This is a genomic window from Sulfurimonas sp. HSL-1716, from assembly GCF_039645975.1.
Taxonomy (GTDB): Bacteria; Campylobacterota; Campylobacteria; order Campylobacterales; family Sulfurimonadaceae; genus Hydrocurvibacter; species Hydrocurvibacter sulfurireducens.
In genome coordinates this window covers 1,654,899-1,679,821 of record NZ_CP147918.1, presented here as the reverse complement: position 1 = coordinate 1,679,821, position 24,923 = coordinate 1,654,899, and the positions used below count along the sequence as shown (strand labels likewise).

Here is a 24,923-nt window from a genome sequence, read left to right as displayed (position 1 = left end):
GAATCCACACTCTTCATAATAAAAGCAAATTTTTGCCGTGAAATAATCTATAAAAATTTTTTTTTCGGTAGAATGTAAGTATATATATCATTTAGCGGAACCGAAACATATGTTCAAATATTTCGATCTATTTAGATTTTTTAAAAAAAGTTTTGTTTATAATAAGATAACGGTTTTAATCATTATCGTTTTATCCATCATTTTCTCTCTAGTCGTCTGGTTCGCTTCAAAAAACTACTACGATAATCTCATTAAAGATAAGTTCGAGACCAATGTTCTTGAGAACATGGACCGTATTGAAAAACGGATGTCCAGTTACAAGAGCGTTCTGCAAAGCGGAATAGGATTTTTCCGCGGAAGCGAAGACGTCAGCAAACAAGAATGGCATGATTTTGTCGATTCTTTGGATCTCAAAACCAACTATCCCGGTATTCAGGGAATAGGGTACTCGGTTATGCTTACTCCTGAGCAGGTTGCTCCAACGGAAGAAAAGATGCGTCAGGAAGGCTTTAAATCTTTTACCGTCAAGCCTCAGGGAAAGAGGGCAAAATACAGCGCTATCTTATATCTGGAGCCGCTGGATATACGCAATATACAAGCTATCGGATACGACATGTATTCAGAACCCGTACGCCGTCAAGCGATGCAGACGGCAAGAGATACGGGGCTTCCTTCTATCTCTGGCAAGGTAACGCTTGTTCAGGAGATAGATTCCGATGTTCAACCAGGAATGCTAATGTATCTGCCTTTGTATAAAAAACATACCAAGACAGACAGCGTCGAAGAGCGCAGAAAAGCTTTGATAGGTTTTGTCTACAGCGCTTTTCGTATGAACGATCTTATGGATAAGCTGGTCTTGGAAAAATCGGTTTTGAATTTTGAGATATACGACGGCAGCGATCTGTCTGAAGAACATCTGTTGTACAGATCTTTTACTCCCTCTTCATATATTTCAAAATACAATGTAGAGAAAAAGATGAAGATCGATAACCGTACGTGGATCATTCACCTTTCCAGTACAAGACAGTTCGATATATCCGTAAACAATTATTATCCGCTGATGATGACGATAATAGGATTGACGATATACTTCTTTTTACTTTTTATCATCTTGTCGCTTATTAAAAGCAGATATCTTCTTTTATCTCAAGCCGATGAACTGCTCAAACTCTCAAAAGCCATCGAACAGAGTCCAAACAGTATCGTCATTACGGATACAAAGGGAGATATCGAATATGTGAATCTTGCTTTCTTAAAATGTACGGGACATTCCAGAGAGGATACGATCGGTAAAAATCTCTGCTCTTTTCAAGACTGTGAATCACAAAAGAACGGCTATGAGGATATGATGCATGCCCTTTCTTTGGGAAAACAGTGGGAAGGAGAGATAATAAATTGGGATAAAGACAAAGTAGAGCATACAGAGTTCGTAAAAGCATCGCCGATCTTTCAAATGGATAAAAAAGTATATCACTACATAATAATCAAAGAAGATATAACAGAAAAAAAATATTCTCAAGAACGGATACATCGTCTTGCAAACTTTGATTCGCTTACAGGGCTTCCAAACAGGCTTCAACTGGAAGAGCTGACACAATACGTTATCAATACGGCAAAAAGAAATAACGAACATTTTGCGATAATGTTCCTTGATCTCGACCATTTTAAAGATATAAACGATACTCTCGGGCATAGTGTCGGCGATAACCTGTTGGTTGAGATGGCCAAACGTTTCGAATCTGTTTTACGCGATGTGGATACCGTGGCAAGACTTGGAGGCGACGAATTCATTTTTCTGCTGCCTAAAACCGATATGAACGGTGTTCAAAAAGTGGCAGATAAACTGCTTCTTGTTATCGACAAACCTTTCAAGATCGATAGCCACGAGCTGATGGTTACGGCATCTATCGGTATCGCTATCTATCCGCAAGACGGCCTTGATCAGGAAACTCTTGCCAAAAATGCGGATGCAGCGATGTATATGGCAAAAAAAGAGGGGCGCAACAAATATTATTTTTATACGAACATACTGCAAAAGGATTTCTCGAGAAATCTGCAGCTTAGCAATGCCCTTCATCATGCGATAGACAATAACGAACTCTCTCTGGTATATCAGCCGCAGTTCTCTATGACAAAAGGATGCGTCATAGGTGCCGAAGCTCTCTTAAGATGGAAACATCCGGAATTTGGAAATATAGAGCCTGCAGAGTTTATTCCGCTGGCAGAAGAGAGCGGCAAAATACTCTCCATAGGCGAGTGGGTACTTAAAGAAGCGATCGTTCAGGCAAAAAAATGGCAGCAAAAGGATCCTACGTCGTTTATTATGGCGGTAAATATCTCCTCGATCCAGTTTCGTCAGATGAACTTTGTCCAAAAAGTCACTACTATACTCGATGAGATCGGATTGCCGCCGGAATGTCTGGAACTGGAGCTGACCGAAGCCGTTGCGATGCATTCGTACGATGTTATGGATAATCTTCATGAACAGGGGATACGTATGTCGATAGACGATTTTGGAACAGGCTATTCCTCTTTGAGCTATCTTAAAAAACTAAAAGTCTCAAAATTGAAGATAGACCAATCCTTTATCCATGATATTTGGACGGATCCCGATGACAAGGCGATAGTAAGCGCTATTATCAACATGTCTAACAGACTAGGGATACGAACTATTGCTGAAGGTGTTGAGACGGCCGAACAGCTGCAATACCTCCGAGAACAGGGCTGTGACGAAGTACAGGGGTATTATTACAGCGAGCCTTTAAGTCCCGAAGAGTTTGAAAAGTTTATGAAAGCGGATCATAGAAGAGATAATCAGAGTGTTTTTTAAACACTCTAGCCCATGTACCGCTCTCTTTTATGCGCTTTTAGTTTTGTGATGTCGACGATGATAAAACCGTCGACACAATCTTCAAAATCCTTATCCAGTCCGAAATCCGTAAACATCACGCCGCCGTCTTCACACAGGTCGCTGTACTGTTTGTATAGCGTCGGAATCGCAAGCCCCTGAAGCTGAAGTCTGTCTCTGAGCGTTATGAGGTCTTTTTTGTAGTTGTCCAGCTCAAATATCTTTTCAAATTCGGATTCCAGCTGTGATGAGATGATGAAACGCTCTTTATGTTTTACATACAAGATGTCCGAACCGAAATAGTTCATATAAAAATAGATCATCATAGCCGTTGATTCATAGTTATAAGATTTTGAGATGCTTACGGGGCCGAACATATATCGTATGTTCGCATTTTCCCGCAAGTATGCCCCGATCCCCTGCCAGAGGTAGTCAAGTGCTCTTGAGTTTTGATATTTTGGCTGGATGAAACTGCGTCCGAGCTCCAACCCTTGGGCAAAATACTCCTGAAAACTCTCCTGATAATCAAACAAGGTAGCCGTATACAATCCCTCTTTGGAGTATTTTTCCAGTACCTCTTTTGTCTTTGCAACTCTGTATGAACCGACGATTTCCAGATCGTTGTCATCCCAAAGGACTATATGCTCATAGATCAGATCGTATTCGTCGATGTCCCTTTTTTTGCCGCTTCCCTCTTTGACATGACGAAAACTTATCTCTCTTAATCTTCCTATCTCTTTTAAAACGGATGTTTCTTCCGTCGATGAATACTGGAATATTTTTTTGCCGTCTTTGGTCTCGCCCAATGCTTTTGCCTTGAGAAGTTCATTTTTGAGCTCCTGATGGTTTTCTGCAAGTGCTATCTCGTTTTGCGTCTTAAAGAGGCATGATTTGTTCGTCGCCAGACGCTCGAGGTGTTTTTTAAAGAGCTTAACCGTATCTTTTGTGGAAAGGGCGGGGATATTGTAGTTCTCGTAAGGGATCGATTTTCCTATCTTGAACTCTATCTTTTTCCCGTAGAACTTGAACATCTCGTTTGGAAGAGTGATGGTTGCCAGAGATTTGTTCAGGCTTGAAAGGGTGTAGAAAAACTTGCTGTTTTTGGCATTGATATAGATAGGCAGGATAGGGGCCTGCATCTTTGAAGCGATACGCAAAAATCCGCTTCTCCATTTCGTGTCTTTGATGCCGTTTACGCGTGCGCGGCTTACTTCGCCTGAGGGAAACACTATGATGAGCTGCTCTTTTTTCAGAGCGTCATACATCTTCTCAAGAGAACTCTTTTCCATCTTTCCGCGTATGTTGTCGACGGGGATGATGAGTTCGCCGAGATTTTCGATAGAAGCCAAAAAGGTTGTTGCGACGATCTTGATATCTTTTCTTACGTCCTTTAATACGTATAAAAGAGCAAGTGCATCGAGCGCTCCCAGCGGATGGTTCGCGATAACGACACATCTTCCGTAAGAGGGTATGCGCTGCAGCTGGTTTTTATGGATGGTTATATCGACATTGAAATGATCCAAAACAGCTTCGACGAAACCGAAAGAGTCTTTGTGACGGTTTTTTGCCAAAAAGCTGTTTATCTCGTTCTCATGGAAAAGCTTTTTCAAAATGGCAGACGATAAGTTTTTTAAAAGAGAGGGAAGCTTGTTGTAGCCGCTGTAGTTGTGTTGTAAATAATTCTCTACCGATACCTGCATAGTTACGCCACCATATAGATATCGATGAGCGCTTTTGCCACATCTTCTACGTTCATGTTGGCGTCCGTAAAGCAGTTTTCAATGAAATCATACTCTTCATCTATGATAATACATACATTTTCCTGCGCTATAAAGTAGTACTTTACAAGGCGCTGCTGCAGCTTTTGTATCTTTAGTTCCATATTGTCACCTCACGTTAAATCGTTAGTGAGATGGTAATACACAACTGTCTCAGATTGGTTACATAAATTTTTTTAATATCTCCTCTTTTATTGCATTGAAACTTCTTTGAGAAGATTTGTACTCCAAGCGTTCGAGTTCGTTTATATACTCCTGTATATCTCTATTTTTATAGTTCTGCAGTAAAACGATAATAAGCTCTTTTGGACTTTTTGCATCTTTTATATCTCTAAAGCGGTGCTTTTTCGTCACTTTCTTAAATTTGAATTCTGAACTGAGTCTAGCCGTAATGAATCCTGCCAGAAAGATGATGATTGCGATGAAGATATTTTTCAATGTGCTAAGGTCGTACCCGTTTTCTTTTGGGAAATCTTTATCGTCTACAAGTGTATCGGGGTTTATGGACGTGATCTTTATGGGGTAAGCCTGGGTGCTTAGCGTATAATATTTATTTTTTGTAGGCGAATATGCTTTAAGTGTGAGTGCAGGGATAACAAAATCTTTTTGAGCGATAAGGGCATAAGAAAAATCGCGTTTGATTTTTAGTCCTTGTGCGGTGTATTTGGATATTTCGTCTTTGATATCCGAAAAAATAGTCGCGCCGGAGACATTTTCAAGCAGTTTCAAGTCGTCATTGACATAACCGGTGCCGCTTAGCACGTAGGATATATTTGCTGCGCCGTATTGATTTGTCTGTGAAGCCTGCAGGTGCGAATCGATTTTAAAATCTCCCACGAGATCAACTTTCTCTTTTAAAGGTTTTACATGCAGGCGAAGCGGCGGTATTTTTACCGGAATACTCGGCATCTCGACCCATTTGACCCTGGAGTAATCTCCCGTATATATCTGTGCCATGACATCGTCGCTCGCCACCTTGATGATAAAATCAAAATCAACGTCGATGTCTCCGCTAACAAGAGGAAACACCACAAACCTGAAAGTCGCCGCGTAGTTATGATAAGAGAGTTTTTTGCTTTCTTGGGTCAAAAGTTCTATCTTATATTTTGAGCTCGGTTTTGGATTGAGAATGAAGAACATCGCGTCTTTTTGATCTTTTTGCGTTGCGGTGAAAGTCACTTCTACCGCCTCTTTTGTATAGATCGTTTTCTTGTCGATATGAAAACCGTAATCGGCAAGGTCAGAGCGTGCCGACAGGGCAATTGCAAAAAGTAACAGAACTACTATCTTACCAAGGTTCTTTTTCATCCGTATATCCTTTGTTTATCATTTCGTAGGAGCGGTACCCCATCTTGTATTTGTTCTTTTGGATCTGTTTTACTTCACTTTTCTCGGCTTTTTTCATATCGCCTTTTTTTGCGTCGCCTGCACCCTCGCTGCTCTGATCTGCCTGCTGATTCGAGTTGCTTTTACCGCCGCCCTCTTTGTTTTCATCCTTTTTACTGCCTGTTTTTTTGGTGCTGTTCTTTTTTGTCTGCGCATTTTTCGGCGGAAGCATATCGGATATGTTCACGCCAGTTTTGAGGTTGAGCTTTTGCAGGAGCGTGAGATTGTAAAGAGCGTCTTCGTCTTTTCCAAGAGCCAAAGCCTGCTGGTAATAGATTTCGGCTCTGTCGTATTTTTTGAGCTTTACCGCGCACCCTGCCATATCGTAGAGTATCTTTTGTTTGATCTCTTTGGAGGTCGTTTGTATCATATCGAAATATTGCAGCGCTTTTTTATAATGTCCCGCTTTATAATATGCCGTTGCCGTATTATAGTAGCTTTTTACGCTTGGAGTCACTTTCTCGAACTCTTTTGCCGAATCGAGATATTTCTGCCGTTTAAAGCTCTCATCCGCTTTTTTTAGGTGATAAAAATCCAGTACTCCGGCATGAGAGAGATCGGGTAGCAGCAGCAAAGGTACAAATACGTAAAGCTGATGGATTTTCGTAACGCCGGCAAAGAAAAACAGCACCGCCAAAAGAAGGGGGATATAAAAAAGTTCTTTGTAGCTTTTTACTTTCACGGTTTCGTTCATCGAGCTTTTTTGGCGTGAAGATATATCGTCTGAGAGTTCTTGGACAACGCCCGATGAGCCAAGCTCGTAATATTTACCGCCGCTTTTTGCCGCCAGTTCTTCGAGTATAGGATTAATGCGCGAGATGACAAGTGAGCTGTACTGGTCTTTTATGTATCTGCCGTCTTTTTTAAGGGCAGTTCCGTTTTTCGATGCGGACGCTACGATGTAAGGGATAATGGAGCTTTTTTTGCAGATGTTTGTGAGTATTTTCAAATCTTTTTCGTCGCCGCCGTCGCTGAAGACGATGAGCTTTTTCTTCGCGCGCGATACTTTTGCTATTGTCTGAAACATCTGTTTGAGATCGGTGCTTTTTGTAAGTATGAACGAAGGGTTGAGCGCGTCGAGTGCGTTAATGCTGATGGCACTGTCTGTTGTGGGAGGCGAGATAAGCAGCGTGTTGGAAGTAAATGCGAAGATCGTGAACCTGTCTTTTGGATGCAGTGCGAACAGTTGCTTTATCACCTCTTTAGCGGCTTCGTAGCGGGATGGTTTTATATCATCTGCCTGCATAGAGTATGACGCATCGATGGCAATTATGTACTCCTGAGCGTCAGATTTCTCGTCCGTAAACGAGTTTTCTATGACGGGGCGGGAGAGGGCGGCGAGCATAAGCACCAATGCGAGGTAGAGATACTTTATCTGTCTTTTTTGAGTCTTTTTTTCTTCAAAGAAATGAGCCTCATATGAGTTATTGAGACTTTTTTTATAAAGAAGATAGATCGGAATAAGCGCAACGTATACCCAAGGATAAAGAAAACTCATGATGCCTGCCTTCTTAAAAGCATGCCAAGCAGTAAAACAGAGGCAAGAAGAAGCGGATAAAGATATAAAGCGTGTTTGTATAGATAATTCTCTGAGCGTATGCGGCTCGGTTCGAGTCTGTCGATCTCGTCATAGATCTTTTGAAGCGAAACCGAATCTGCCGCGCTGAACATCTTTGCATGAGATTTTTCTGCGATGAGCTGTAAAAGATCTTTGTCGAACTCTCCTTTTTTGCCGATGCCGACGGTGTATATTTTTATGCCTTTTTTGACCGCTGCGGTGAGTGCGTCTTTTGGCGAGACGGAGCCGCTGTTATGGTAACCGTCTGTGACGAGAATTATCACTTTCTCTTTGGCTTCCCCTTTTTGCAAGATGCGTGTCGCGTTTGCTATGCCTTCGCCGATAGCCGTATTCTCTCCTGCTATGCCCACGTCTAAAAAGTCGATAAGATAGGTGATGGCGTTCATATCGTATGTAAGAGGTACGCTTGAAAACGCGTATGAGCCAAAGACGGTGACCCCGACGTTGTCGTCATAGCGCTCATTGACAAACTTTGAGATGATCGACTTTAAAATATCGAACTTGCTTTGGCTGTTGTCCTCTTTGTCAAATCCGCTCTCGCCCATCGAACCGCTTGCATCAAGAGCAAATACCAGGTCGCGCCCCTTTCTTTGATGCGATGATTTTGAATCATATGAGATCGGCGAAGCAAGAGCGCTTATCATAAGTGCGAATATAAGCGAATAAAGAAGCCTGTCTCTGTTGAACCAGCCCGTTTTAAGAGAGAAGAGAGATATGTGCGGGAAGATGATTTTTTTTAAAGCCGCCGGACATCTGTAGATGCAGACGATGAGTAAGAGCAGTAAAAATATGTATGGATACTCAAACTCAAAATGGCTCAAAGTCTTTTACCTATGTGCGTATAAAAGTTTCAGGTACAGAGTCAGATAGGAGCTGTAACCGACCTCGCTGAATTTTAACACTCCCTCTTTGTCATAGATGAAGGTAGTAGGATATCCGCTGATCTTAAAGAGTGAAGCCAGATGTGAATCCTTGTCGTTTATGACGTTAAGCTTCAGATTTTTCTCTTTTAAAAACTCTTTTATCTTTTCATCATCGCCCGAGTTTTCCACTACTGTGATGACGTTGAACTTCTTGGAGAGCGAAGCTATCGTGGAGTTTTCCATCTTGCAGGTGGGACACCATGTCGCCCAAAAATGGATCATAATCGGTTTCGCATTTTTTGTGTCCGTCGAATCGAACTTTTTGCCTTCGATAGTCACTGCACTAAAGGAGGGCAGTTTCTTGTTCTCAAATGACGGGGCTCTCACATAGCTTACGATATTGCTGAAAACAAAGAGTATAAGGATGAAGATCACCGCCTCTTTTATAAGCTTGTTTAGATTGCGCTTTTTCATCAGCCGACCAGTACATGTCCCACGAATTTGCTCATATTGTCCAAAATATCGCCGCCGCGTCTGTATCCCAGACCGCATGCTTCATATGCGAAAAACACTCCCGCTTGATATTTGTTGCCGTGGACGTCTTTGCTAAACTCGACGTATTCCTGATATACCTTTTTATAGTTGCCGTAGGGACCGTCGTTGGCTTTTAGCACTTCGCCGGTTTTTGAGAGTATCTTCGTATTCGCTCCTTCACGTCCGAACACAGGTTTTTCCACACACTTTACGTCAAGCGGTTCAAAAGAGGTGCGAAGCAGATAAGGTGAATCGGGAAAAAGATCACAGAGTATCTTCATCATCCCTTTTGATTGAAAGAGCAGGGTATAAGGCGGATTCAAAAGAATCGCCTTTTGGTTTTGCATGATGTTTGTGAGCATCGTGGCAAGCTCCGGCTCATCATGGGCTATATCTTCAAACGGATAGAGTTTAAACCAGTATTCATAAGGATTGTCGTTGGCGTCGCATATCTCCTCATCGCCAAATCTTACGTTTTGGATGAACTCAAAAGCCGTAGCAAATCCCGCGTCGGTCGCGATCTGCTGAAGAAGTCTGGTCGTGACCTCCTCTTCGGTGTTGCCTTCTACCGATGAGAAAAGTATCTTCCATCCGTCGTAAAGCTCGTCAAACTTCTCTGGATCGTCAAAGAGCGTTATCAGACGGCGGAAATTCTCGCGCACTGCGTCGTAAACGTTGTTGAACTGCTCATTCTCGTTCATATCGTTGTATTTTAAGAGCGCCCATTGAAGTACGGCGGTTTCAAAGAGTGATGTCGGCGTGTCCGCGTTGAACTCTATGAGCTTTATCGGATCTCCTCCTACTCCTCCTGCAAGATCGAATCTCCCATAAACATGCCAGTGAACATCATTTTCCCAGCTTTTTTTTATCATCTCTATCAAGTTAAACGGGATTCCGAGTTCAAAGAACAGATCATTGTCTATGACAAACTCGGCAGCTTCTGCGTACATATCGTAGAGTTCATTGACCGCTTCATAGTAAGCTTCGGCTTCTTCATGCGTAATCTCTACAAGTTTGTCGGCGATATATTTGCTTCCGTCGCTGTCTGTATGCCAGGTAAATCCGATCTCTTCGAGCGATTTGTCGTCAAGGGGTTTTATATCTCTTAGCGTTACCATTTTCAACCTCCGAAAAATCCGCCGGAATATTTTTTTGAGCTTCCGCTGCTGCTAGATCCAAAAAAGCTTTTTTTTGCGCTAGAACCGCTTTTGTTCGGACTGTATGCTCCTGCTGAACGGTGATAAGCAGAACGATTTACGCTGTTTGCTTTGTTTAGAAAATTCGAGTTGTTTAAAAGCGCATTACCGATCATATTTCCCAGCAGACTTCCTGCGGCGACTGCGAGAATAGTACCTGCGAGTCCCATCCCTTCGCCGCCGTTGTTTTGGTTCAGCTCGGAGCCTCCGTGTTGAAATTTGTCGTATTCCTGTTGGGCAAGGGTTTTCATTTCGGCTTCGCTCATAATACGCTCGGTCACGTTGCCGTTTGCATCTTTTTCACGGATGATGGCACGGCTGGGACCATCTGTTGGTATCTCTTCGACTACTACGTATTTACCGTTTGTGAGCTGTTCGATGACTAAAAATTTATTTTTTTGCTGTTGTTGTTCTTGAGAACAGCCTCCCAGAACGCTCATCAAGACAATTCCCGCACTTCCCAGTGCGACGCCTTTTGCCAGACTATTTATATGCTTCATCTTTTATATCTTCCTTTTTGAATCTCAATATCTTGTTCAACTCTTTATCAAAAAAATAAACCTCTTTTCTGCCGTTATAATAAAGATCTCCGCTGTAGGTATATTTTCCCACATGCAGGGTCGTATTTTTTTGCATCAGCAGTGTTTTGGCTGTCTCTTCGCCGATCGAAGGTACAAGCGGCAAAAGCGATAAAACAAACAGTGTCGAAATTATAATAATAGATACTTTTATATTGTCTAAGTAGACTATTACCGCGCCGAGCATAAGCGTAAATAAAGCAAATATGAAAAAGTTTTGATGGTCTGCAAAAAGGATGTTGTAATAAAGGTCTATATCATATTTTTTTATATAGTTTTGAAAGATTCCCAAAAAGATAAAAAAATCATAGATAAACGTAAAGAAAACACCTGTTAACAAAGCTTGTAAAAAACGTATCATCTCAACCTCCTGGACTTGACATTATTGAGTCTGTAAAGAGAAGACGGCGTCTCCTCTTTCAACCCTCTGTGATCCTCTATGATTATATCGCTTTTTGTTATGCAGAATTCTTTATCAAAACCATATCCGCTTTTATTTGCCGAGGTTGAGTACAGCCAAGAGTATTTTTTTAAAAGCTTTAAATGGAGAGGATCTTTTACGATCCTAGAAGCCCTGCCTTTGATGATAAAGGTGGTTTTTTCTGCACGTCTGACAAGGTTCTTATATTTTTGAGGGACTCTGTTACCGTTTTTTTTAAACTCTTTGAATGACGGATAGACCTTTAAGAACTGCTTTTTTGGAGGACGTGATTTTAACTTTTCAAGACTCTTAGCATCATTGGATAAAAATCCGACAGTAGTATCTGTTTGTGCTAAGAGAACGGACATTTTAAGATAAAAAATCCTGAAGCGACTGCGGTTCGTTCCAGGCGCTGTTGTTTTTCATCTCGCTGAGTGCGGCCAGCATGGCACGGGTAGCGCTCAGTGTCGTGAAGTACGGAATGTTGCGGCGCAGGACTTCCTGACGGATGACTATAGCGTCTTTTTTAGACGTATTGTTGTCGGAAGTGTTAATGGCAACCGTTATCTCTCCGTTTTTCATACTGTCTTCTATGTTTGGGCGGCCTTCTGAGATCTTTAGAACCGTTTCGCACTCTAACCCCGCTTCATTGATGATCTGAGCCGTCCCGCGGGTTGCTACAAGCTTAAATCCATGCGCTATAAGACCTTTTGCGATCTCGGGAGCATGTTTTTTATCCATATCTATGAAAGAGAGGAATGCCGTTCCGCTTGCAGGGATCTTGTTTCCTGCTGCCAGCTGCGCTTTTGCAAAACTGATACCGAAGTTTTTACTGATACCCATGACCTCGCCCGTAGATTTCATCTCAGGACTCAGTACCAGATCTGCACCGTAAAGTTTGTTGAACGGGAAAACCGCTTCTTTGACGGCGATATGGTTTTTTAGTTTCGGTTTTAAGACACCGTTTTCATAGAATACCACATCGAATTTATCGTAATATTTCAACGAACTTCTCAAGGTTTCTCCCATCATGACACGGGTAGCGACCTTTGCCAAAGGTATGCCCGTTGCTTTGCTGACAAACGGTACGGTGCGAGATGCACGAGGATTTACTTCGATAAGATAAATCTCACCCTCATAAATCGCATACTGAACGTTCATGAGTCCGCGTACTCCAAGACCCAAAGCTATAGTTTTTGTCTGCTCTTCCACTTGTCTGATCAGCTCTTCGCTAAGTGTTACGGGAGGAAGCGAACAAGCGCTGTCTCCGGAGTGGATGCCCGCTTCTTCGATATGCTGCATAACAGAGCCGATATAGACTTCAAAGCCGTCACAGATAGCATCGACGTCAAGTTCTATCGCCTGATCCAGAAATTTGTCAATAAGTACGGGAGCGTCGTTGCTTACAGATACAGCAAGATCCATATATTTTCTCAGTTCGTCTTCACCGTAGACGATGCGCATACCGCGTCCGCCAAGAACGTATGACGGGCGGACAAGAACTGGGTAGCCGAGTTTTTGAGCGATGAGATAAGACTCCTCTTTTGTACGGGCAAGACCGTTTTGGGGCTGTTTTAGACCGTTTCTGATAACGAATTCTGAGAATTTCTCCCTATCCTCGGCAAGGTCGATGACCGAAGCAGGAGTTCCGGAGATGTTTGCACCGATGTTTGTCAGAGCGTTTGCAAGTTTAAGCGGGGTCTGTCCGCCGAAATGCACTATGATCCCGTCTGGTTTTTCGTTATCGATGACTTCTCTTACGTGTTCGAAATCGATCGGCTCGAAGTAAAGGACGTCCGAAGTATCGTAATCGGTCGAGACCGTTTCTGGATTACAGTTGTACATGATGGTCTCGATATCCATCTCTTTAAGCGCGAAAGCAGCATGGACACAGCAGTAGTCAAACTCGATACCCTGACCGATTCTGTTTGGTCCGCCGCCGACGATGAGGACTTTCTTTTTATTGCTCTGGCGGGGACTTACATTCGGCAGTTTCGAGATATTTGTGGTAGAGTAAAGATACGGGGTAAGCGCCTCGAACTCTGCCGCACAGGTGTCTACTTCGTTGTATTCCAGATTTATTCCCAAGGCTTTTCTAGCAGCGTAAACATCGTTTTCACTTACTTTTACCTTAGAGTTTTTATGGATCAGTTGTGCGATCTTGGCATCTGAGAAACCGTCGCTTTTCACTTTTCTCAAATGTGGTTCATACGTCAGGATCGTATCGGCGATCTCTTTTTCGGACTTGATTATCTCTTCGATCTGATATAAGAACCAAGGATCGATATTGCAGGCATCAAATATCTGTTCGACGCTCATACCGCGTCTAAACGCTTCTGCAACGTAAAGAATGCGATCGGCATTGGGACGACGGATCTCATGAAGCATTGTTTCATCATCGACTTTTATTTCGTCAAAACCGCTAAGACCCGTTTCTAGCGAACAAAGTGCTTTTTGAACGGATTCTTTGAAGGTTCGGCCGATCGCCATAACCTCGCCGACAGATTTCATGCTTGTACTGAGCGTGCTTTCTGCTTCGGGGAACTTTTCAAACGTGAAACGAGGAATCTTTGTAACGATGTAATCGATGACTGGTTCAAACGCTGCAGGTGTTCCCGTGATATCGTTTTCGATCTCGTCAAGTGTGAATCCGACAGCCAGAAGCGTCGCTACTTTTGCGATAGGATAGCCCGTCGCTTTGGATGCAAGAGCCGAAGAACGAGAGACACGAGGGTTCATTTCGATGACTATCATACGCCCGCTTTGAGGGTTTACCGAAAACTGAACGTTGCTTCCGCCCGTATCGACGCCTATCTCTCTTAAAATTGCAAAAGATGCATCACGCATACGCTGATACTCTTTATCAGTGAGCGTAAGTGCGGGTGCGACGGTGATGCTGTCACCCGTATGCACACCCATAGGGTCGAAATTTTCGATGGAACAGACGATGATACAGTTGTCCGCACGGTCACGAATGACCTCCATTTCATACTCTTTCCAACCAAGAAGAGACTCTTCTATGAGTATTTCGTTGACGGGAGATTCCGCAAGTCCGCGGGCTGCTAAAGTCTTGAATTCGTCTATGTTATAAGCGACACCGCTTCCCCCGCCGGCAAGGGTGAAAGATGCACGGATGATGATAGGAAATCCTATCTCTTCTGCGGCGCTTATAGCTTCGTCGATATTATAAGCGTATCTTGAATAAGGAAGGTCCATGCCGAGTTTTTGCATAGCCTCTTTGAATGCTTGGCGGTCTTCGCCTTTTTTGATTGCCGAAGGGTTCGCACCGAGGAATTCTATACCCTCGAGCATCCCCTTTTCATACATGCTCATAGCGGCATTGAGCGCTGTTTGACCGCCCATAGTCGGAAGTATGGCATCAACCTTTTCTTTTTTGATTATCTCTGCAATGATATCTTCTTTGATCGGTTCAATATATGTTCTGTCGGCAAATTCTGGGTCTGTCATGATCGTCGCCGGATTTGAATTGATAAGGACGACCCTGTATCCAAGCTCTTTAAGAGTTTTTACCGCTTGGGTTCCGGAGTAGTCGAACTCGCAGGCTTGCCCAATGATGATCGGGCCTGATCCGATGAGAAGTATGGTCTTTATATCAGTGCGTTTTGGCATTTTTAACCTTTAAAAAGTCTATGTAAAAATTTTTTTATTATATTGCAAAAGCACTTAAAATTTGATGATTCTTTTGAAGAAATTCGCTTCTGTGCAGGAAGAATTAAAATAACTTTTGCATAAGAGTTTTTTGTCTTATGCAGTGTTTGTCAAAGCTCCAATCTATACATAAGCGAGATCAGTCCAGAAAACATATATTTGTCCGAGACAATAGGAGAGTTTTGCTCCTCTTTGCCTAAATAATCGGCGCGAAAATTGAGCAGTGCCGACCACTTTTCCGTAAAGGCGTATCTCGCATATGTCTGAAAAGCCAGATCGATACTTGATGAGGGTGAATAAGCGGGTCTTGAGGCAGTCGCTTCGCTTTGTCTGACACCGTAATAATAGTTGTTAAACTTATCTGCATGGTAGATCGCCATGATGCTCGGATAAAAGTCGAGTTTTCCCATAGCTAGATGATGTCCCAATTCTGCTCTGACTATATAGGAGTTGCTTCTGTTTAAGATGTCATGGAAAAAAACGGCACTGAAAAAAGTGTTTTTATACTCCACATCCAGAGCCGGTCCCGCTTCAAAGCTGCTGTCTCTGTTCATATCCTCCAAGATAGCAGAATCGCTCGATTTATACCCAAAAGGTCTGGGCTGCGCAGTCAGTGAGATGCCCCAGTTGAAGTTGTCTTTTGAGTTACCAAAAAGATAGAGCCCGACTCTTGTCCATCGCACGTAAAAAATGCCATTGTCAAAAAATATAACGGGAGAGGGAACGATGATCGCATCTGCGCCTTTATAGGGCTGGGTCTGAATATAGGGCCCTGCACCGATGAACAGAGGCGTTTTTTTGTCATCGGCGATGAGATGAAAAAAAAGTATAAAAAGTAAAAGAAAAAATCTCATTGAACCCCGGTGATTACATAAAAATATCTGGGTTCTTTTGATTTAAAATAGGGGTCGACTACTACGCTTTGATACCCTTGCGATCTTTTTATGGAGAGTACTTTTCCCACTTTAAGTCCTCTGAAAAAAAGATTGTCCAGACCTGAAGATATCACTTCGTCACCGACTTTTATATTTATCCATGAAGGTATAAAATTGACTATGATAGTATTGTCGTTGTTCCCATGCGCTATTCCCGGAGCATTGTTTTCTCCGACGAAAACGGCGTAGGAACTCTTGATATCGCCGTTTAAAAGGGCTATAGGTTTTGAGTCTTTGGAGATGACGATACCCGCGACACTGTCCTTATAGACCAGCCCGTATATTTTTGAACTGTTAAAATCGTTCATCTCCAGCCAAAGTTTGTTAATGTCGGAAAATTTAACGTATGAGATCGCGCGTACAAGTTCCACTTTGGGATGTGTGCGTATAGAGGAGTTGCTTTCTTTATAGAGACTGTTAAGCTCGCTTGAAAGCTGCTGCATAACGAGATGATTGTTGTCATACTCTGCCAGCTGTTTTTTTAATTTTTGGATATGTTTTTGCTGATAAAAATGTTCATCCAGAGTATTGAAAACGGATTCTACCGTATTGAAGTAAGCAGATTGAATGGAATTAGACAGCGATATAAAAGGAGATTGGATACTGTTCGTATAATATATAGCACCGCCCAGCAGTGCTATAAATATTATGAAAAAACTAAGGAGTCCCTTATTCATTCTCAAAAAGTTCTTGTAATAGATCTATCTCTTCAAGCGCACGGCCGGTTCCGCGTGCAACGGCTAAAAGAGGTTCATCCGCTACATAAACAGGAATTTTTACTATGTCGGAAAGGAATTTATCAAGCTGACGGATAAGTGCCCCGCCGCCTGTTAAGATAATGCCGTGGTTTACGATGTCTCCTGCTAAGTCAGGCGGCATCTTTTCCAAAACATCGCGCAGTGCTTCAGAGATCTCGCGAAGAGGTTCTCTCATCGCTTCACGGGCGTCTTCGCTTGTCAGTTCGATCGAACTGAGCAGTCCTTCGACCTGGTCGCGGCCGTTAACTACGATGGTAAGCTCTTCATCCAAAGGCACTGCGGTCCCAATGGCGATCTTGATGATCTCTGCGTTTCTTTCGCCTATTAAAAGGTTGTACTTTCTTTTGACGTAATCGACGATCGCTTTGTCAAGTTTGTCTCCCGCTGTACGGATAGATTTTGAAAGAACAAGACCGCCTAACGAGACAACACCTATCTCAGTGGTACCGCCGCCGATATCGACGACAAGGTTTCCTTGAGGCTGACGGATATCGATACCCGCGCCGATGGCTGCTGCCATCGGTTCTTCGATCAAGAACACCTCTCTTGCACCCGCGCTTAAGGCAGATTCGCGGACGGCTTTACGTTCGACCTGTGTGAGACCGTAAGGGACACAGATGATGATACGCGGGCTTATAAGGCTTTTTCTTCCATGGGCTTTTTCAATAAACTTTCTTATCATTTTTTCTGTCATATCGAAGTCGGCAATAACGCCGTCTTTCATAGGACGGATGGCTTTGATGTTGCCCGGAGTTTTTCCGACCATCTCTTTAGCTTCATGCCCTACTGCAAGAACGTTTTGCTGTCCGTATTTTTCAGTTTTTACGGCAACGACCGAAGGCTCGTTAATGATGATTCCTCTGCCTTTGGCAATCACTAAAGTGTTTGCGGTTCCTAGATCTATCGAGAGATCGTTTGAAAAAAGTCCAATCAGTTTGTTTAATATCATATATTTGCCTTATGCAGTTTTTTGCTCAGTTTTTTTAATATAAATAGGTTTTTCACCATTTTCTATCACATCTTTTGTTATCACGACCTCATACCCGCTGTACTCCGGAAGTTCATACATGATGTCTATCATATTCTCTTCCAAAATAGCTCGGAGTCCGCGCGCGCCCGTTTTTCTTTCAATGGCCTTTTTTGCGATCGCCAGCAGGGCATCGTCTTCAAAATTCAGCTCAACCTTGTCGATGGCGAAAAGTTTTTTGTACTGGCGGATCAAAGAGTTTTTCGGCTCGGTCAATATTCTGACCATGTCTTCCTCGTTTATCTCGTTTAACGACGCGATTATCGGAAGACGGCCTACAAGCTCGGGGATCAATCCGTAATGGACGAGATCGTCCGGTTCGACCAGATCGAATGTCGGTTTTTTCTCATTTTTGCTTTTCTTTTCGTGTCCGAAACCTAAAACATTTTCGCCTTGTTTTTTCTTCAGGATCTCTTCAAGGCCGTCAAAAGCACCGCCGCAGATAAAAAGGATGCCCGAAGTATCTATCTGCGTGAACTCCTGATTGGGATGTTTGCGTCCGCCTTTTGGCGGGATATTTACCATTGCACCCTCGATGATCTTGAGCAGCGCCTGCTGGACTCCTTCGCCCGAGACATCTCTGGTGATGGAGCGGTTCTCGCTCATACGGGATATTTTGTCGACTTCATCGATGAATACGATCCCCTGTTGTGCACGCTGAATATCTCCGTCAGCCGCTTGAAGAAGACGGGTCAGGATGTTTTCGACATCTTCTCCTACATATCCGGCTTCTGTAAGGCTTGTCGCATCGGAGATGGCGATCGGAACATTCAAAACACGAGCGATGGTCTGTGCTAAAAGGGTCTTGCCGCTTCCCGTCGGTCCGATAAGCAGTACGTTCGATTTTGCGATTTCGGTATCGTCTTCTTTGACGTCTGAGGTTTTGAAAATTCTTTTGTAGTGGTTATAGACCGCAACGCTTAGAAGTTTTCTTGCTCGTTCCTGACCTATGATGTACTGGCCGAGGAAGTTGTCAAGCTCTTTTGGAGTCATAAGTTCGCCGACGGCTTCGACAAGCTGAACATGGTTCTCTTTTATATCATCTTCGTCGCCGAACATGATCTTATATGCCGAAAAAACACAGTTTTTACAGATATAGACGCCGTTTCCCGCTATAAGGGGATTCTCATCGCTCTCGGTAGCGTCACAAAAACTACAATGTCTATGGATCATTATATCTTCCTCTCAAATGGGATACCGCGCTTAGTTTTTATAATAAAATTACAAAGTTTCTGTACGTGGTGGTTTGAACTGGTCTCTAAAAGAGTATTCGCAACGTCTTTTAGGGGTTGTCCTGCTTCAAAAAGGTCGCGGTAAGCCGACTTTAGCTCATCTATCTCGCTTCTTTCCAGATGGCGTCTAAGACCTGTGAGGTTTAGACCTCTGATACTCGCGCGATTGCCTTCGGCCATACAGTAGGGCGGGATGTCCTGAGCAAGAGCAGATGCGCCTGCTATCATCGCAAAATCTCCGATATGGACAAATTGATGGATCGGCGTCATACCGCCGATGACGACATAATCACCCATTTCGACATGTCCTGCCAAAGTCGCGGCATTGGCAAGGATACAGTGGTTGCCGATAAGTACGTCGTGACCGATATGAACATATCCCATAAAGAGATTATGGTTGCCGATAATGGTTTTTCCGCCGCCGCCTTTGGTACCGGGATTAAAAAGAGTGAACTCTCTTATCTTGTTATTGTCGCCGATGATGAGTTCCACCTCTTCCCCAGCAAATTTCAGATCCTGGGGAATAGAACCTAAAACGGAATGGGAAAAGATATGGTTGTTTTTACCGATGGTGGTCTTGCCGTAGATACAGCTTCCCTGATCGATGACGGTTCCCTCACCGATGGTGGTCTGCGAGGAGATAAAACAGTATGCTCCGATCTCTACGTTCTCACCTATGACCGCTCCCTCTTCTATAATGGCAAGGCTGGATATTTTACTCATTATTTGTCAACGACCATTGCTTTGAGTTCTGCCTGGGCGACTACTTTGTCGTCCACATACGCTTTTCCGTCAAGCATCCAGATAGCGCCTTTGTTCTTTATGACGCTGACTCTGTACTCCAAACGGTCTCCGGGACGCACGGGTGCACGGAACTTCGCATTATCTATACTCATGAAATATACGACCTTTTCGGCCGCCTCTTCTTTTGTCATATCCATGCTCTTAAATGCCAAGATACCGCCTGCCTGTGCAAGACCTTCGAGAATCATCACGCCCGGATAGATAGGATGGTCCGGAAAATGTCCTTGAAAGACCTGCTCGCTGATACTAACGTTTTTGTAACCGATCAGATTTTCTCCGTTGTTCACTTCAGTGACCCGGTCTACAAGCAAAAACGGAAAACGGTGAGGAATAATCTCTTGAATCTCAATAACATCCATCATTTATTTAATACCTTATATATTATGAATTTGGATATTTTACCAAAATATTTGTTAAATTTCGATTATCTTATCTTTTGTATCTTCATATATCTTTGCGTCAAGAACTAAAGAAAGTTTCCCTTGCGGTATCTCGTCGACGACGATGATAGGTGTCAAATCGTAGATGCTTTTGGTGATTTTGATCCTTAAAGCGACTTCATCCTCGTATGCTAACGGACTGTATATCAGTTCTTTAACGGATAAGTAGTCCCTGTCTGCAAGGAGGTTGAACTTTTGTAACGAGATAAAGCGTATCTCTTCGCGGTTAAAATAGTGAATTCCCTCTATCTCTGTCTCTATCCTGCCTTCGGCTTTTTTTCTTTGCAGTATCGAGTAGGAGAGTGCGTAAGCTGCAACGGGTATAGATTTGTCTACAGTAAGTTTACATGTAAACTGCCTGTAGTTTAAGAACTTATGCTTTTGTATCCTGTATTTTCTGCCTTCGTCTTCGAGTCTCATTCTAGTTTCGTAAAGAGAGAGCCTCTCTTCGATGGAAGCGGGCAAGACGGTATTTGAGATAGGAGAGAACATCTCGTCCATCAGTTTGTCCTGAGACTCTCTTTGCATGGTAAGACCGTAGATACATCCGCAGTAGTCCTGTCGGTAAAGCTGTTCTTCTTTTGTCACTTTGGCTTGATCCTGCGTGCCGCCGCCGCTTCTGTAATCTACGGCAATGAATTCCACGCCGTTTTTTCTGTAAAACTCGTCGCCGACGCGTTTGAGCTGTTCTTGAGATTTGAGCGGACTGACCAAAAGTGTTGTCGTCATCTTTTTTTCGCCGAGTTCAAGCGCTTTTTGCGCACTTACCTCAAAGCGTTTGTCAAAACAGACTTCGCAGCGTTTGCCTTTTTCAGGTTCTCTTTCAAGACCCCGCACGGCTTCCATCCAATTTTCGTAATCGTATTCGCCTTCCAAAAGAGGAATGCCGAGTTTTTTGCAGGAACGCTTTACGTCCAGATAGCGCAGACGGTATTCGGAGTAGGGATGGATGTTGGGATCGTAAAAAAAGCCGGTGAGTTTTTCTTCGGGAAAATCGCGCTGCAGTTTCTCTAAAAAAAAGTGGCTGTCAACAGAACAGCAGATATGAACCAGCACTGTATCTCCTTCTCTTTATATGACTGACATTATAATTTAATTAGATAAATTTTTGAATAAAGGCATTTTTTGGCATAATGGTATTAATTCAAGGCAGGAGTTGTTATGCGCTTATTTCTTTTTTTACTACTTACTTTTAGTTTTTCACATGCTATCGACAAGCAAATCATCTTGGGAAGTTACACGATTGAAGAAAATGGTATGCAGGCATTGACAAAGCTGAATAAAACGATTTTAAAGGATCCTAAACTTAAAGAACAGGTAAAAGTAAATGCTCTTAAGAGTAAGATGAAACGCATAGGAAAGTATTATGTCGTATTTTTGGCTCCACTTACCACGCGCCAACAGCTTTTCCGCACCCTTGACAGGTTGAAACCTTACTATGATGATGTATTTGTTTTAGAAATGTCTGAACCTGCCCCTACACAGATGCTTCAAGTAAGACCGCTGCCAGCCCCTATGAAAGTAGTTGCTAAGAAGGAGGAGCTTCCTATAGCAAAAAAGGAGCAAGCAGCAGTGCCAAAACCAATCGTGCCCCAGCTTAAAAAGCTAAAAGAGGTGCAAAAAGTACAGCCAAAAGAGGAGAACAGCTACTCTTTGTATTTCATTATCTTACTTATAATAGTGGTTGCTATGGGAACATCATACGTGATCTTTAGGAGGAAAAATTCATAGAATAATATTTGACTGTCTTTTGTGAACGCTTTTTGCTGTTTGTACGTTGATACTTCAAAACTAAGGAAATGTCATGAACAATGGTTTATTTCGAGTTGATGTTGTAAGTACTCACAGTCCAAAAGTTAATCAGAACAATCGGTTTATAAAAATGGTGAAGATCAATTTGATACATTGCGATAAAGGAGGCTGATCCTTACGCAACGGCATATAAAAGTCTAAGAGTCTTTAAAAGACACTTACAGTGTACAGGGGGCTATCGTCGTCCTCTTGTTCTAAAAACAGTTCTATGCTTTGTGTTTCGTAATTGCCTTCGTGGCGTATCTCGATTCTCTCTTCTTGGACGCTCATAGGAAATTGGAGTTCAAATTCGTCCATTGTTTTAGCGAGTCGTTCGGACAAGGTTTGTGCGTCTTCTATCAAGATATCGTCAAACTTTGTTTCGATGATATCTTCGAGTTCGCTGAGACGCGCAAACGCTTCTTCGTCGGCCTGAACCAAAAGCTCGTCCCTTTGAGCGATGGTTCCTTCATCGACCAGTTTCTCTCCGCAGTAGGGACAGAAGATAAAAGGGGGAAATGTTCCTTCGATAACGATGTTGTCTAGACAATTACACATTTTTTTGCTTATTTTGATTCTAATATCTCGATAGTTTCTATCTCGTCTCTCATAACGATAGAATCTAAGACGCTCATGCTCTCTTCATCATTGGCTTCGATACCGCCAAATACGGTATGTACGCCGTCAAGATGAGGACACGGTACAAAACAGATGAAGAACTGGCTTCCGCCGGTGTTCGGTCCCGCATGTGCCATAGAGATAGTACCTTTTACGTGTTTGTGCGTGTTTTGTTTCGTCTCACAAGGGATAGCCCAGCCCGGTCCGCCTGTTCCTGTCCCTTGAGGACATCCGCCTTGAGCCATAAAGCCAGGGATAACACGGTGGAAGTTCAGACCGTTGTAAAAACCGTCATTTACCAAATGAGCAAAATTCGTTACGGTGATAGGAGTTTCTTCAGGGTAAAGCTTTACCCACATGACGCCTTTGTTCGTAGTTATCTTAGCCCATTGCATTTTAGCTAATTCATCTTCATTGATATCGTATTTTTTTAAGTCTCTTCCAAAAAATGACATTGTATTACCTTCATTAGATTTTATTTTTGAAATTATAGTCAAAGTTTTGTAAGAAGTCTAATTTTAGACACATGACTGTATAATTACACCTATGAAAATCGAATCGTTTTTTAAAAATATTACTATTAAACAAGCCAATATTTACACGATGATCATTATCTTTCTCTTTAGTGTCGTCTTTGTCTCTCTGCTTGTTTCGCAGATATATAAAGACTATGAACAGTCGCTCGTGGAGAATATCATCGTCAAAAATCTGGACACGAAAAACGTAAAACTGGTCGAGCAGAAAAAAGAGATACTCAAATCGATCTTGATCAAAACGATACTCGCGATCGTGACGCTCTCTTTCATACTCTTTGGAATAGCGTTCGGCGTCTTTAAAATATTTAACGCACTTTTACAAAAAGACACGGAGCAGTTTTTGGATTTTTTCAAAAATGCCGCACATGACGACAGGTCTATGGATGAGAATACTCTGTTTTTTCAGGATTTTAAACTTATGGTCGGGCATATAAACAGTATGCTTGATATCATCCGCGAACAAAAAGACTCTTTACGGGAGTTGAATGTGCATCTTGAAGACAGGGTCAGAGAAAAAACTGCCAATTTAAAGCTGATAAACGAAAACCTCGTAAAGGAAAAAAGCCACAAAGACGAAATATTACAGTCGCAAAAAGAGTTTTTAAGGTACACCATCCATGAGACGAACACTCCTCTTAGCGTGATATTGACGAGTATAGAGCTTTTTGTCATGAAAAATCAAAAAGACAGACAGCTCTCCAAGATAGAGGCCGCCGCGAAAAATATCTTTAATATCTACGACGATCTGAGCTATCTTGTAAAAAAAGATCAAGTAGAGTATCCAAAAGCCGCCATAGAGATAGAGCTGTTCTTGATCTCAAGACTCGATTTTTTTGCCGAGGTCGCAGAGCTTTCAAAAGTGAGATTCGAGTATATTTCGGACTTTAAAGGCAGATATATATATTTTAATGAAACGAAACTTCAACGGATCATAGACAACACCATAACAAATGCCATCAAATATACGTTGGCTTACGAGATCGTACATGTAAGCCTGAAACAGGAGGGTGTCTTTGCCGAACTCTCTATGGGAAGTCTCTCCAAAACCATAAAGAACACCGACAGGATCTTCGATGCATACTACAGGGAAAATAAAACGCAAGACGGTTTTGGGATAGGTCTGCAGCTTGTCAACAGTATCTGTAAAGAGGAGGATGTCGTGATCTCTTTAGATTCAAGCGACGAAAGAACGACTTTTACATATAAATTCAAAATGATGGGTGAGTGATGAAGATACTGCTGCTAGAAGACGAAGTGATGTTAAATGAATCCATACAGGAGTTTTTGGAAGCGGAAGGGCACAAGGTAGATACCTATTTTGACGGGCTCAAAGCGTTTGAAGCGCTAAAAAAGAACAGTTACGATCTGCTTATCCTGGATATAAACGTACCGGGGATGGACGGACTTACTTTTTTAGAAAAACTGCATGAGCTCAAAATCCATGTACCGACCATCTACATCAGTGCACTTGTGGATATAGAAGATATCTCCCGTGCCTACAATCTCGGATGTTACGATTACCTGAAAAAACCGTTCCATCTAAAAGAACTTGCCCTGCGTCTTGACAGAGTGATGCTTTCAAACGAGGTCCCAAGAGTCCATCTGCGTCTGTCGAAAAACTATAGTTACGATCAGGAACACAATACGCTTCTTTTTAACGGATACCCTCAGATACTTACCAAAAGACAATCCCAGATTATTGATCTTCTAGCTAGAAACAGGGGAAGGATTGTCGATTTTGAACAGTTTACTATATATGTATGGGACGAGCAGATAGTCGATAATGCCACCATACGCGCAGAAGTAAGCCGCCTAAAAAAATCTATGCAAGAAGATGTGATCATCAATGTCCGTGGGATGGGCTATATGATAGACAAACCGTAAAGTACATTGTTACCGATATACACAATTAAAAAAAATCCCAAAATAT

General features: G+C 42.6%; 24 protein-coding genes. 4 read left to right on the top strand and 20 right to left on the bottom strand.

Features of this window, described 5'->3' with window-relative positions; genetic code table 11:
- Positions 1-109 precede the first annotated feature (109 nt).
- A complete protein-coding gene (locus tag WCY03_RS08535) occupies positions 110-2,830 on the top strand; it encodes an EAL domain-containing protein (protein WP_345992050.1) in 2,721 nt (906 codons plus the stop codon).
- 5 nt (positions 2,831-2,835) lie between these two features.
- Here the strand turns inward: WCY03_RS08535 and WCY03_RS08530 are convergent, their stop codons facing one another.
- The 18 genes from WCY03_RS08530 to WCY03_RS08445 all read right to left on the bottom strand — a co-directional run bounded on the left by WCY03_RS08530 (position 2,836) and on the right by WCY03_RS08445 (position 21,104).
- The gene (locus WCY03_RS08530) at positions 2,836-4,548 is read right to left on the bottom strand and encodes a lysophospholipid acyltransferase family protein (protein WP_345992049.1); all 1,713 of its coding nucleotides are present in this window, start codon (positions 4,546-4,548) and stop codon (positions 2,836-2,838) included.
- A gap of 2 nt (positions 4,549-4,550) precedes the next feature.
- On the bottom strand, positions 4,551-4,730 hold the full coding sequence (locus WCY03_RS08525) for a hypothetical protein (protein ID WP_345992047.1): 180 nt from the start codon (positions 4,728-4,730) through the stop codon (positions 4,551-4,553).
- A 58-nt stretch (positions 4,731-4,788) separates the two neighbouring features.
- On the bottom strand, positions 4,789-5,934 hold the full coding sequence (locus tag WCY03_RS08520) for a hypothetical protein (protein ID WP_345992046.1): 1,146 nt from the start codon (positions 5,932-5,934) through the stop codon (positions 4,789-4,791).
- Positions 5,915-7,510, bottom strand: a complete 1,596-nt coding sequence (locus WCY03_RS08515; RefSeq protein WP_345992044.1) for a VWA domain-containing protein — start codon at positions 7,508-7,510, stop codon at positions 5,915-5,917. Before WCY03_RS08515 ends, WCY03_RS08520 begins: the two co-directional genes overlap by 20 nt.
- Complete coding sequence (locus WCY03_RS08510) at positions 7,507-8,412, bottom strand: VWA domain-containing protein (protein WP_345992042.1); 906 nt, start codon at positions 8,410-8,412, stop codon at positions 7,507-7,509. The genes WCY03_RS08515 and WCY03_RS08510 overlap by 4 nt, the downstream gene beginning before the upstream one ends.
- 6 nt (positions 8,413-8,418) lie before the next feature.
- Positions 8,419-8,928: a TlpA disulfide reductase family protein gene (locus WCY03_RS08505; RefSeq protein ID WP_345992040.1), complete on the bottom strand. Its 510-nt coding sequence runs from the start codon at positions 8,926-8,928 to the stop codon at positions 8,419-8,421.
- Complete coding sequence (locus WCY03_RS08500; protein WP_345992038.1) at positions 8,928-10,106, bottom strand: glutathionylspermidine synthase family protein; 1,179 nt, start codon at positions 10,104-10,106, stop codon at positions 8,928-8,930. The genes WCY03_RS08505 and WCY03_RS08500 overlap by 1 nt, the downstream gene beginning before the upstream one ends.
- Positions 10,107-10,108: 2 nt before the next feature.
- Positions 10,109-10,684, bottom strand: coding sequence for a hypothetical protein (locus WCY03_RS08495; RefSeq protein WP_345992036.1), 576 nt, complete (start codon positions 10,682-10,684; stop codon positions 10,109-10,111).
- Complete coding sequence (locus WCY03_RS08490) at positions 10,668-11,123, bottom strand: hypothetical protein (protein ID WP_345992035.1); 456 nt, start codon at positions 11,121-11,123, stop codon at positions 10,668-10,670. The genes WCY03_RS08495 and WCY03_RS08490 overlap by 17 nt, the downstream gene beginning before the upstream one ends.
- Entirely contained in the window at positions 11,120-11,551 is a 432-nt protein-coding gene (locus WCY03_RS08485) for a hypothetical protein (RefSeq protein ID WP_345992033.1), read from the bottom strand. The genes WCY03_RS08490 and WCY03_RS08485 overlap by 4 nt, the downstream gene beginning before the upstream one ends.
- 1 nt (position 11,552) lies before the next feature.
- Positions 11,553-14,813, bottom strand: a complete 3,261-nt coding sequence (gene carB / locus WCY03_RS08480) for a carbamoyl-phosphate synthase large subunit (protein WP_345992031.1) — start codon at positions 14,811-14,813, stop codon at positions 11,553-11,555.
- A 149-nt stretch (positions 14,814-14,962) separates the two neighbouring features.
- Complete coding sequence (locus tag WCY03_RS08475) at positions 14,963-15,706, bottom strand: MipA/OmpV family protein (RefSeq protein ID WP_345992028.1); 744 nt, start codon at positions 15,704-15,706, stop codon at positions 14,963-14,965.
- Complete coding sequence (gene mreC / locus WCY03_RS08470) at positions 15,703-16,464, bottom strand: rod shape-determining protein MreC (RefSeq protein ID WP_345992026.1); 762 nt, start codon at positions 16,462-16,464, stop codon at positions 15,703-15,705. The genes WCY03_RS08475 and mreC overlap by 4 nt, the downstream gene beginning before the upstream one ends.
- A complete protein-coding gene (locus WCY03_RS08465) occupies positions 16,457-17,494 on the bottom strand; it encodes a rod shape-determining protein (RefSeq protein WP_345992024.1) in 1,038 nt (345 codons plus the stop codon). The genes mreC and WCY03_RS08465 overlap by 8 nt, the downstream gene beginning before the upstream one ends.
- Before the next feature lie 9 nt (positions 17,495-17,503).
- Positions 17,504-18,745, bottom strand: coding sequence for an ATP-dependent Clp protease ATP-binding subunit ClpX (clpX, locus tag WCY03_RS08460; protein ID WP_345992022.1), 1,242 nt, complete (start codon positions 18,743-18,745; stop codon positions 17,504-17,506).
- Positions 18,745-19,527 carry an acyl-ACP--UDP-N-acetylglucosamine O-acyltransferase gene (gene lpxA, locus WCY03_RS08455; RefSeq protein ID WP_345992020.1) on the bottom strand — a complete coding sequence of 261 codons (783 nt, stop codon included), beginning with the start codon at positions 19,525-19,527 and terminating at the stop codon, positions 18,745-18,747. The genes clpX and lpxA overlap by 1 nt, the downstream gene beginning before the upstream one ends.
- Positions 19,527-19,970, bottom strand: a complete 444-nt coding sequence (fabZ, locus tag WCY03_RS08450) for a 3-hydroxyacyl-ACP dehydratase FabZ (protein ID WP_345992018.1) — start codon at positions 19,968-19,970, stop codon at positions 19,527-19,529. Before fabZ ends, lpxA begins: the two co-directional genes overlap by 1 nt.
- A gap of 51 nt (positions 19,971-20,021) precedes the next feature.
- The gene (locus WCY03_RS08445) at positions 20,022-21,104 is read right to left on the bottom strand and encodes an epoxyqueuosine reductase QueH (RefSeq protein WP_345992016.1); all 1,083 of its coding nucleotides are present in this window, start codon (positions 21,102-21,104) and stop codon (positions 20,022-20,024) included.
- 105 nt (positions 21,105-21,209) lie between these two features.
- Between WCY03_RS08445 and WCY03_RS08440 the strand changes: the two genes are divergently transcribed.
- The gene (locus tag WCY03_RS08440; RefSeq protein WP_345992013.1) at positions 21,210-21,779 is read left to right on the top strand and encodes a hypothetical protein; all 570 of its coding nucleotides are present in this window, start codon (positions 21,210-21,212) and stop codon (positions 21,777-21,779) included.
- A gap of 228 nt (positions 21,780-22,007) precedes the next feature.
- Here WCY03_RS08440 and WCY03_RS08435 read toward each other — a convergent pair whose 3' ends face one another.
- Positions 22,008-22,397 (bottom strand): hypothetical protein, encoded by a 390-nt coding sequence (locus WCY03_RS08435; RefSeq protein ID WP_345992011.1) that lies wholly within the window; start codon positions 22,395-22,397, stop codon positions 22,008-22,010.
- Between the two features lie 8 nt (positions 22,398-22,405).
- A complete protein-coding gene (locus WCY03_RS08430; protein WP_345992009.1) occupies positions 22,406-22,912 on the bottom strand; it encodes a peptidylprolyl isomerase in 507 nt (168 codons plus the stop codon).
- 91 nt (positions 22,913-23,003) lie between these two features.
- Between WCY03_RS08430 and WCY03_RS08425 the strand changes: the two genes are divergently transcribed.
- On the top strand, positions 23,004-24,221 hold the full coding sequence (locus tag WCY03_RS08425; protein WP_345992007.1) for a HAMP domain-containing sensor histidine kinase: 1,218 nt from the start codon (positions 23,004-23,006) through the stop codon (positions 24,219-24,221).
- Complete coding sequence (locus WCY03_RS08420; RefSeq protein ID WP_345992005.1) at positions 24,221-24,877, top strand: response regulator transcription factor; 657 nt, start codon at positions 24,221-24,223, stop codon at positions 24,875-24,877. The genes WCY03_RS08425 and WCY03_RS08420 overlap by 1 nt, the downstream gene beginning before the upstream one ends.
- The last annotated feature ends 46 nt before the right edge of the window (positions 24,878-24,923 follow it).

Coding starts and splice junctions, on each gene's coding strand:
- WCY03_RS08535 (WP_345992050.1), top strand. CDS start 110: ATGTTCAAATATTTCGATCTATTTAGATTTTTTAAAAAAAGTTTTGTT.
- WCY03_RS08530 (WP_345992049.1), bottom strand. CDS start 4,548: ATGCAGGTATCGGTAGAGAATTATTTACAACACAACTACAGCGGCTAC.
- WCY03_RS08525 (WP_345992047.1), bottom strand. CDS start 4,730: ATGGAACTAAAGATACAAAAGCTGCAGCAGCGCCTTGTAAAGTACTAC.
- WCY03_RS08520 (WP_345992046.1), bottom strand. CDS start 5,934: ATGAAAAAGAACCTTGGTAAGATAGTAGTTCTGTTACTTTTTGCAATT.
- WCY03_RS08515 (WP_345992044.1), bottom strand. CDS start 7,510: ATGAGTTTTCTTTATCCTTGGGTATACGTTGCGCTTATTCCGATCTAT.
- WCY03_RS08505 (WP_345992040.1), bottom strand. CDS start 8,928: ATGAAAAAGCGCAATCTAAACAAGCTTATAAAAGAGGCGGTGATCTTC.
- WCY03_RS08500 (WP_345992038.1), bottom strand. CDS start 10,106: ATGGTAACGCTAAGAGATATAAAACCCCTTGACGACAAATCGCTCGAA.
- WCY03_RS08495 (WP_345992036.1), bottom strand. CDS start 10,684: ATGAAGCATATAAATAGTCTGGCAAAAGGCGTCGCACTGGGAAGTGCG.
- WCY03_RS08490 (WP_345992035.1), bottom strand. CDS start 11,123: ATGATACGTTTTTTACAAGCTTTGTTAACAGGTGTTTTCTTTACGTTT.
- WCY03_RS08485 (WP_345992033.1), bottom strand. CDS start 11,551: ATGTCCGTTCTCTTAGCACAAACAGATACTACTGTCGGATTTTTATCC.
- carB (WP_345992031.1), bottom strand. CDS start 14,813: ATGCCAAAACGCACTGATATAAAGACCATACTTCTCATCGGATCAGGC.
- WCY03_RS08475 (WP_345992028.1), bottom strand. CDS start 15,706: ATGAGATTTTTTCTTTTACTTTTTATACTTTTTTTTCATCTCATCGCC.
- mreC (WP_345992026.1), bottom strand. CDS start 16,464: ATGAATAAGGGACTCCTTAGTTTTTTCATAATATTTATAGCACTGCTG.
- WCY03_RS08465 (WP_345992024.1), bottom strand. CDS start 17,494: ATGATATTAAACAAACTGATTGGACTTTTTTCAAACGATCTCTCGATA.
- clpX (WP_345992022.1), bottom strand. CDS start 18,745: ATGATCCATAGACATTGTAGTTTTTGTGACGCTACCGAGAGCGATGAG.
- lpxA (WP_345992020.1), bottom strand. CDS start 19,527: ATGAGTAAAATATCCAGCCTTGCCATTATAGAAGAGGGAGCGGTCATA.
- fabZ (WP_345992018.1), bottom strand. CDS start 19,970: ATGATGGATGTTATTGAGATTCAAGAGATTATTCCTCACCGTTTTCCG.
- WCY03_RS08440 (WP_345992013.1), top strand. CDS start 21,210: ATGCGCTTATTTCTTTTTTTACTACTTACTTTTAGTTTTTCACATGCT.
- WCY03_RS08435 (WP_345992011.1), bottom strand. CDS start 22,397: ATGTGTAATTGTCTAGACAACATCGTTATCGAAGGAACATTTCCCCCT.
- WCY03_RS08430 (WP_345992009.1), bottom strand. CDS start 22,912: ATGTCATTTTTTGGAAGAGACTTAAAAAAATACGATATCAATGAAGAT.
- WCY03_RS08425 (WP_345992007.1), top strand. CDS start 23,004: ATGAAAATCGAATCGTTTTTTAAAAATATTACTATTAAACAAGCCAAT.
- WCY03_RS08420 (WP_345992005.1), top strand. CDS start 24,221: ATGAAGATACTGCTGCTAGAAGACGAAGTGATGTTAAATGAATCCATA.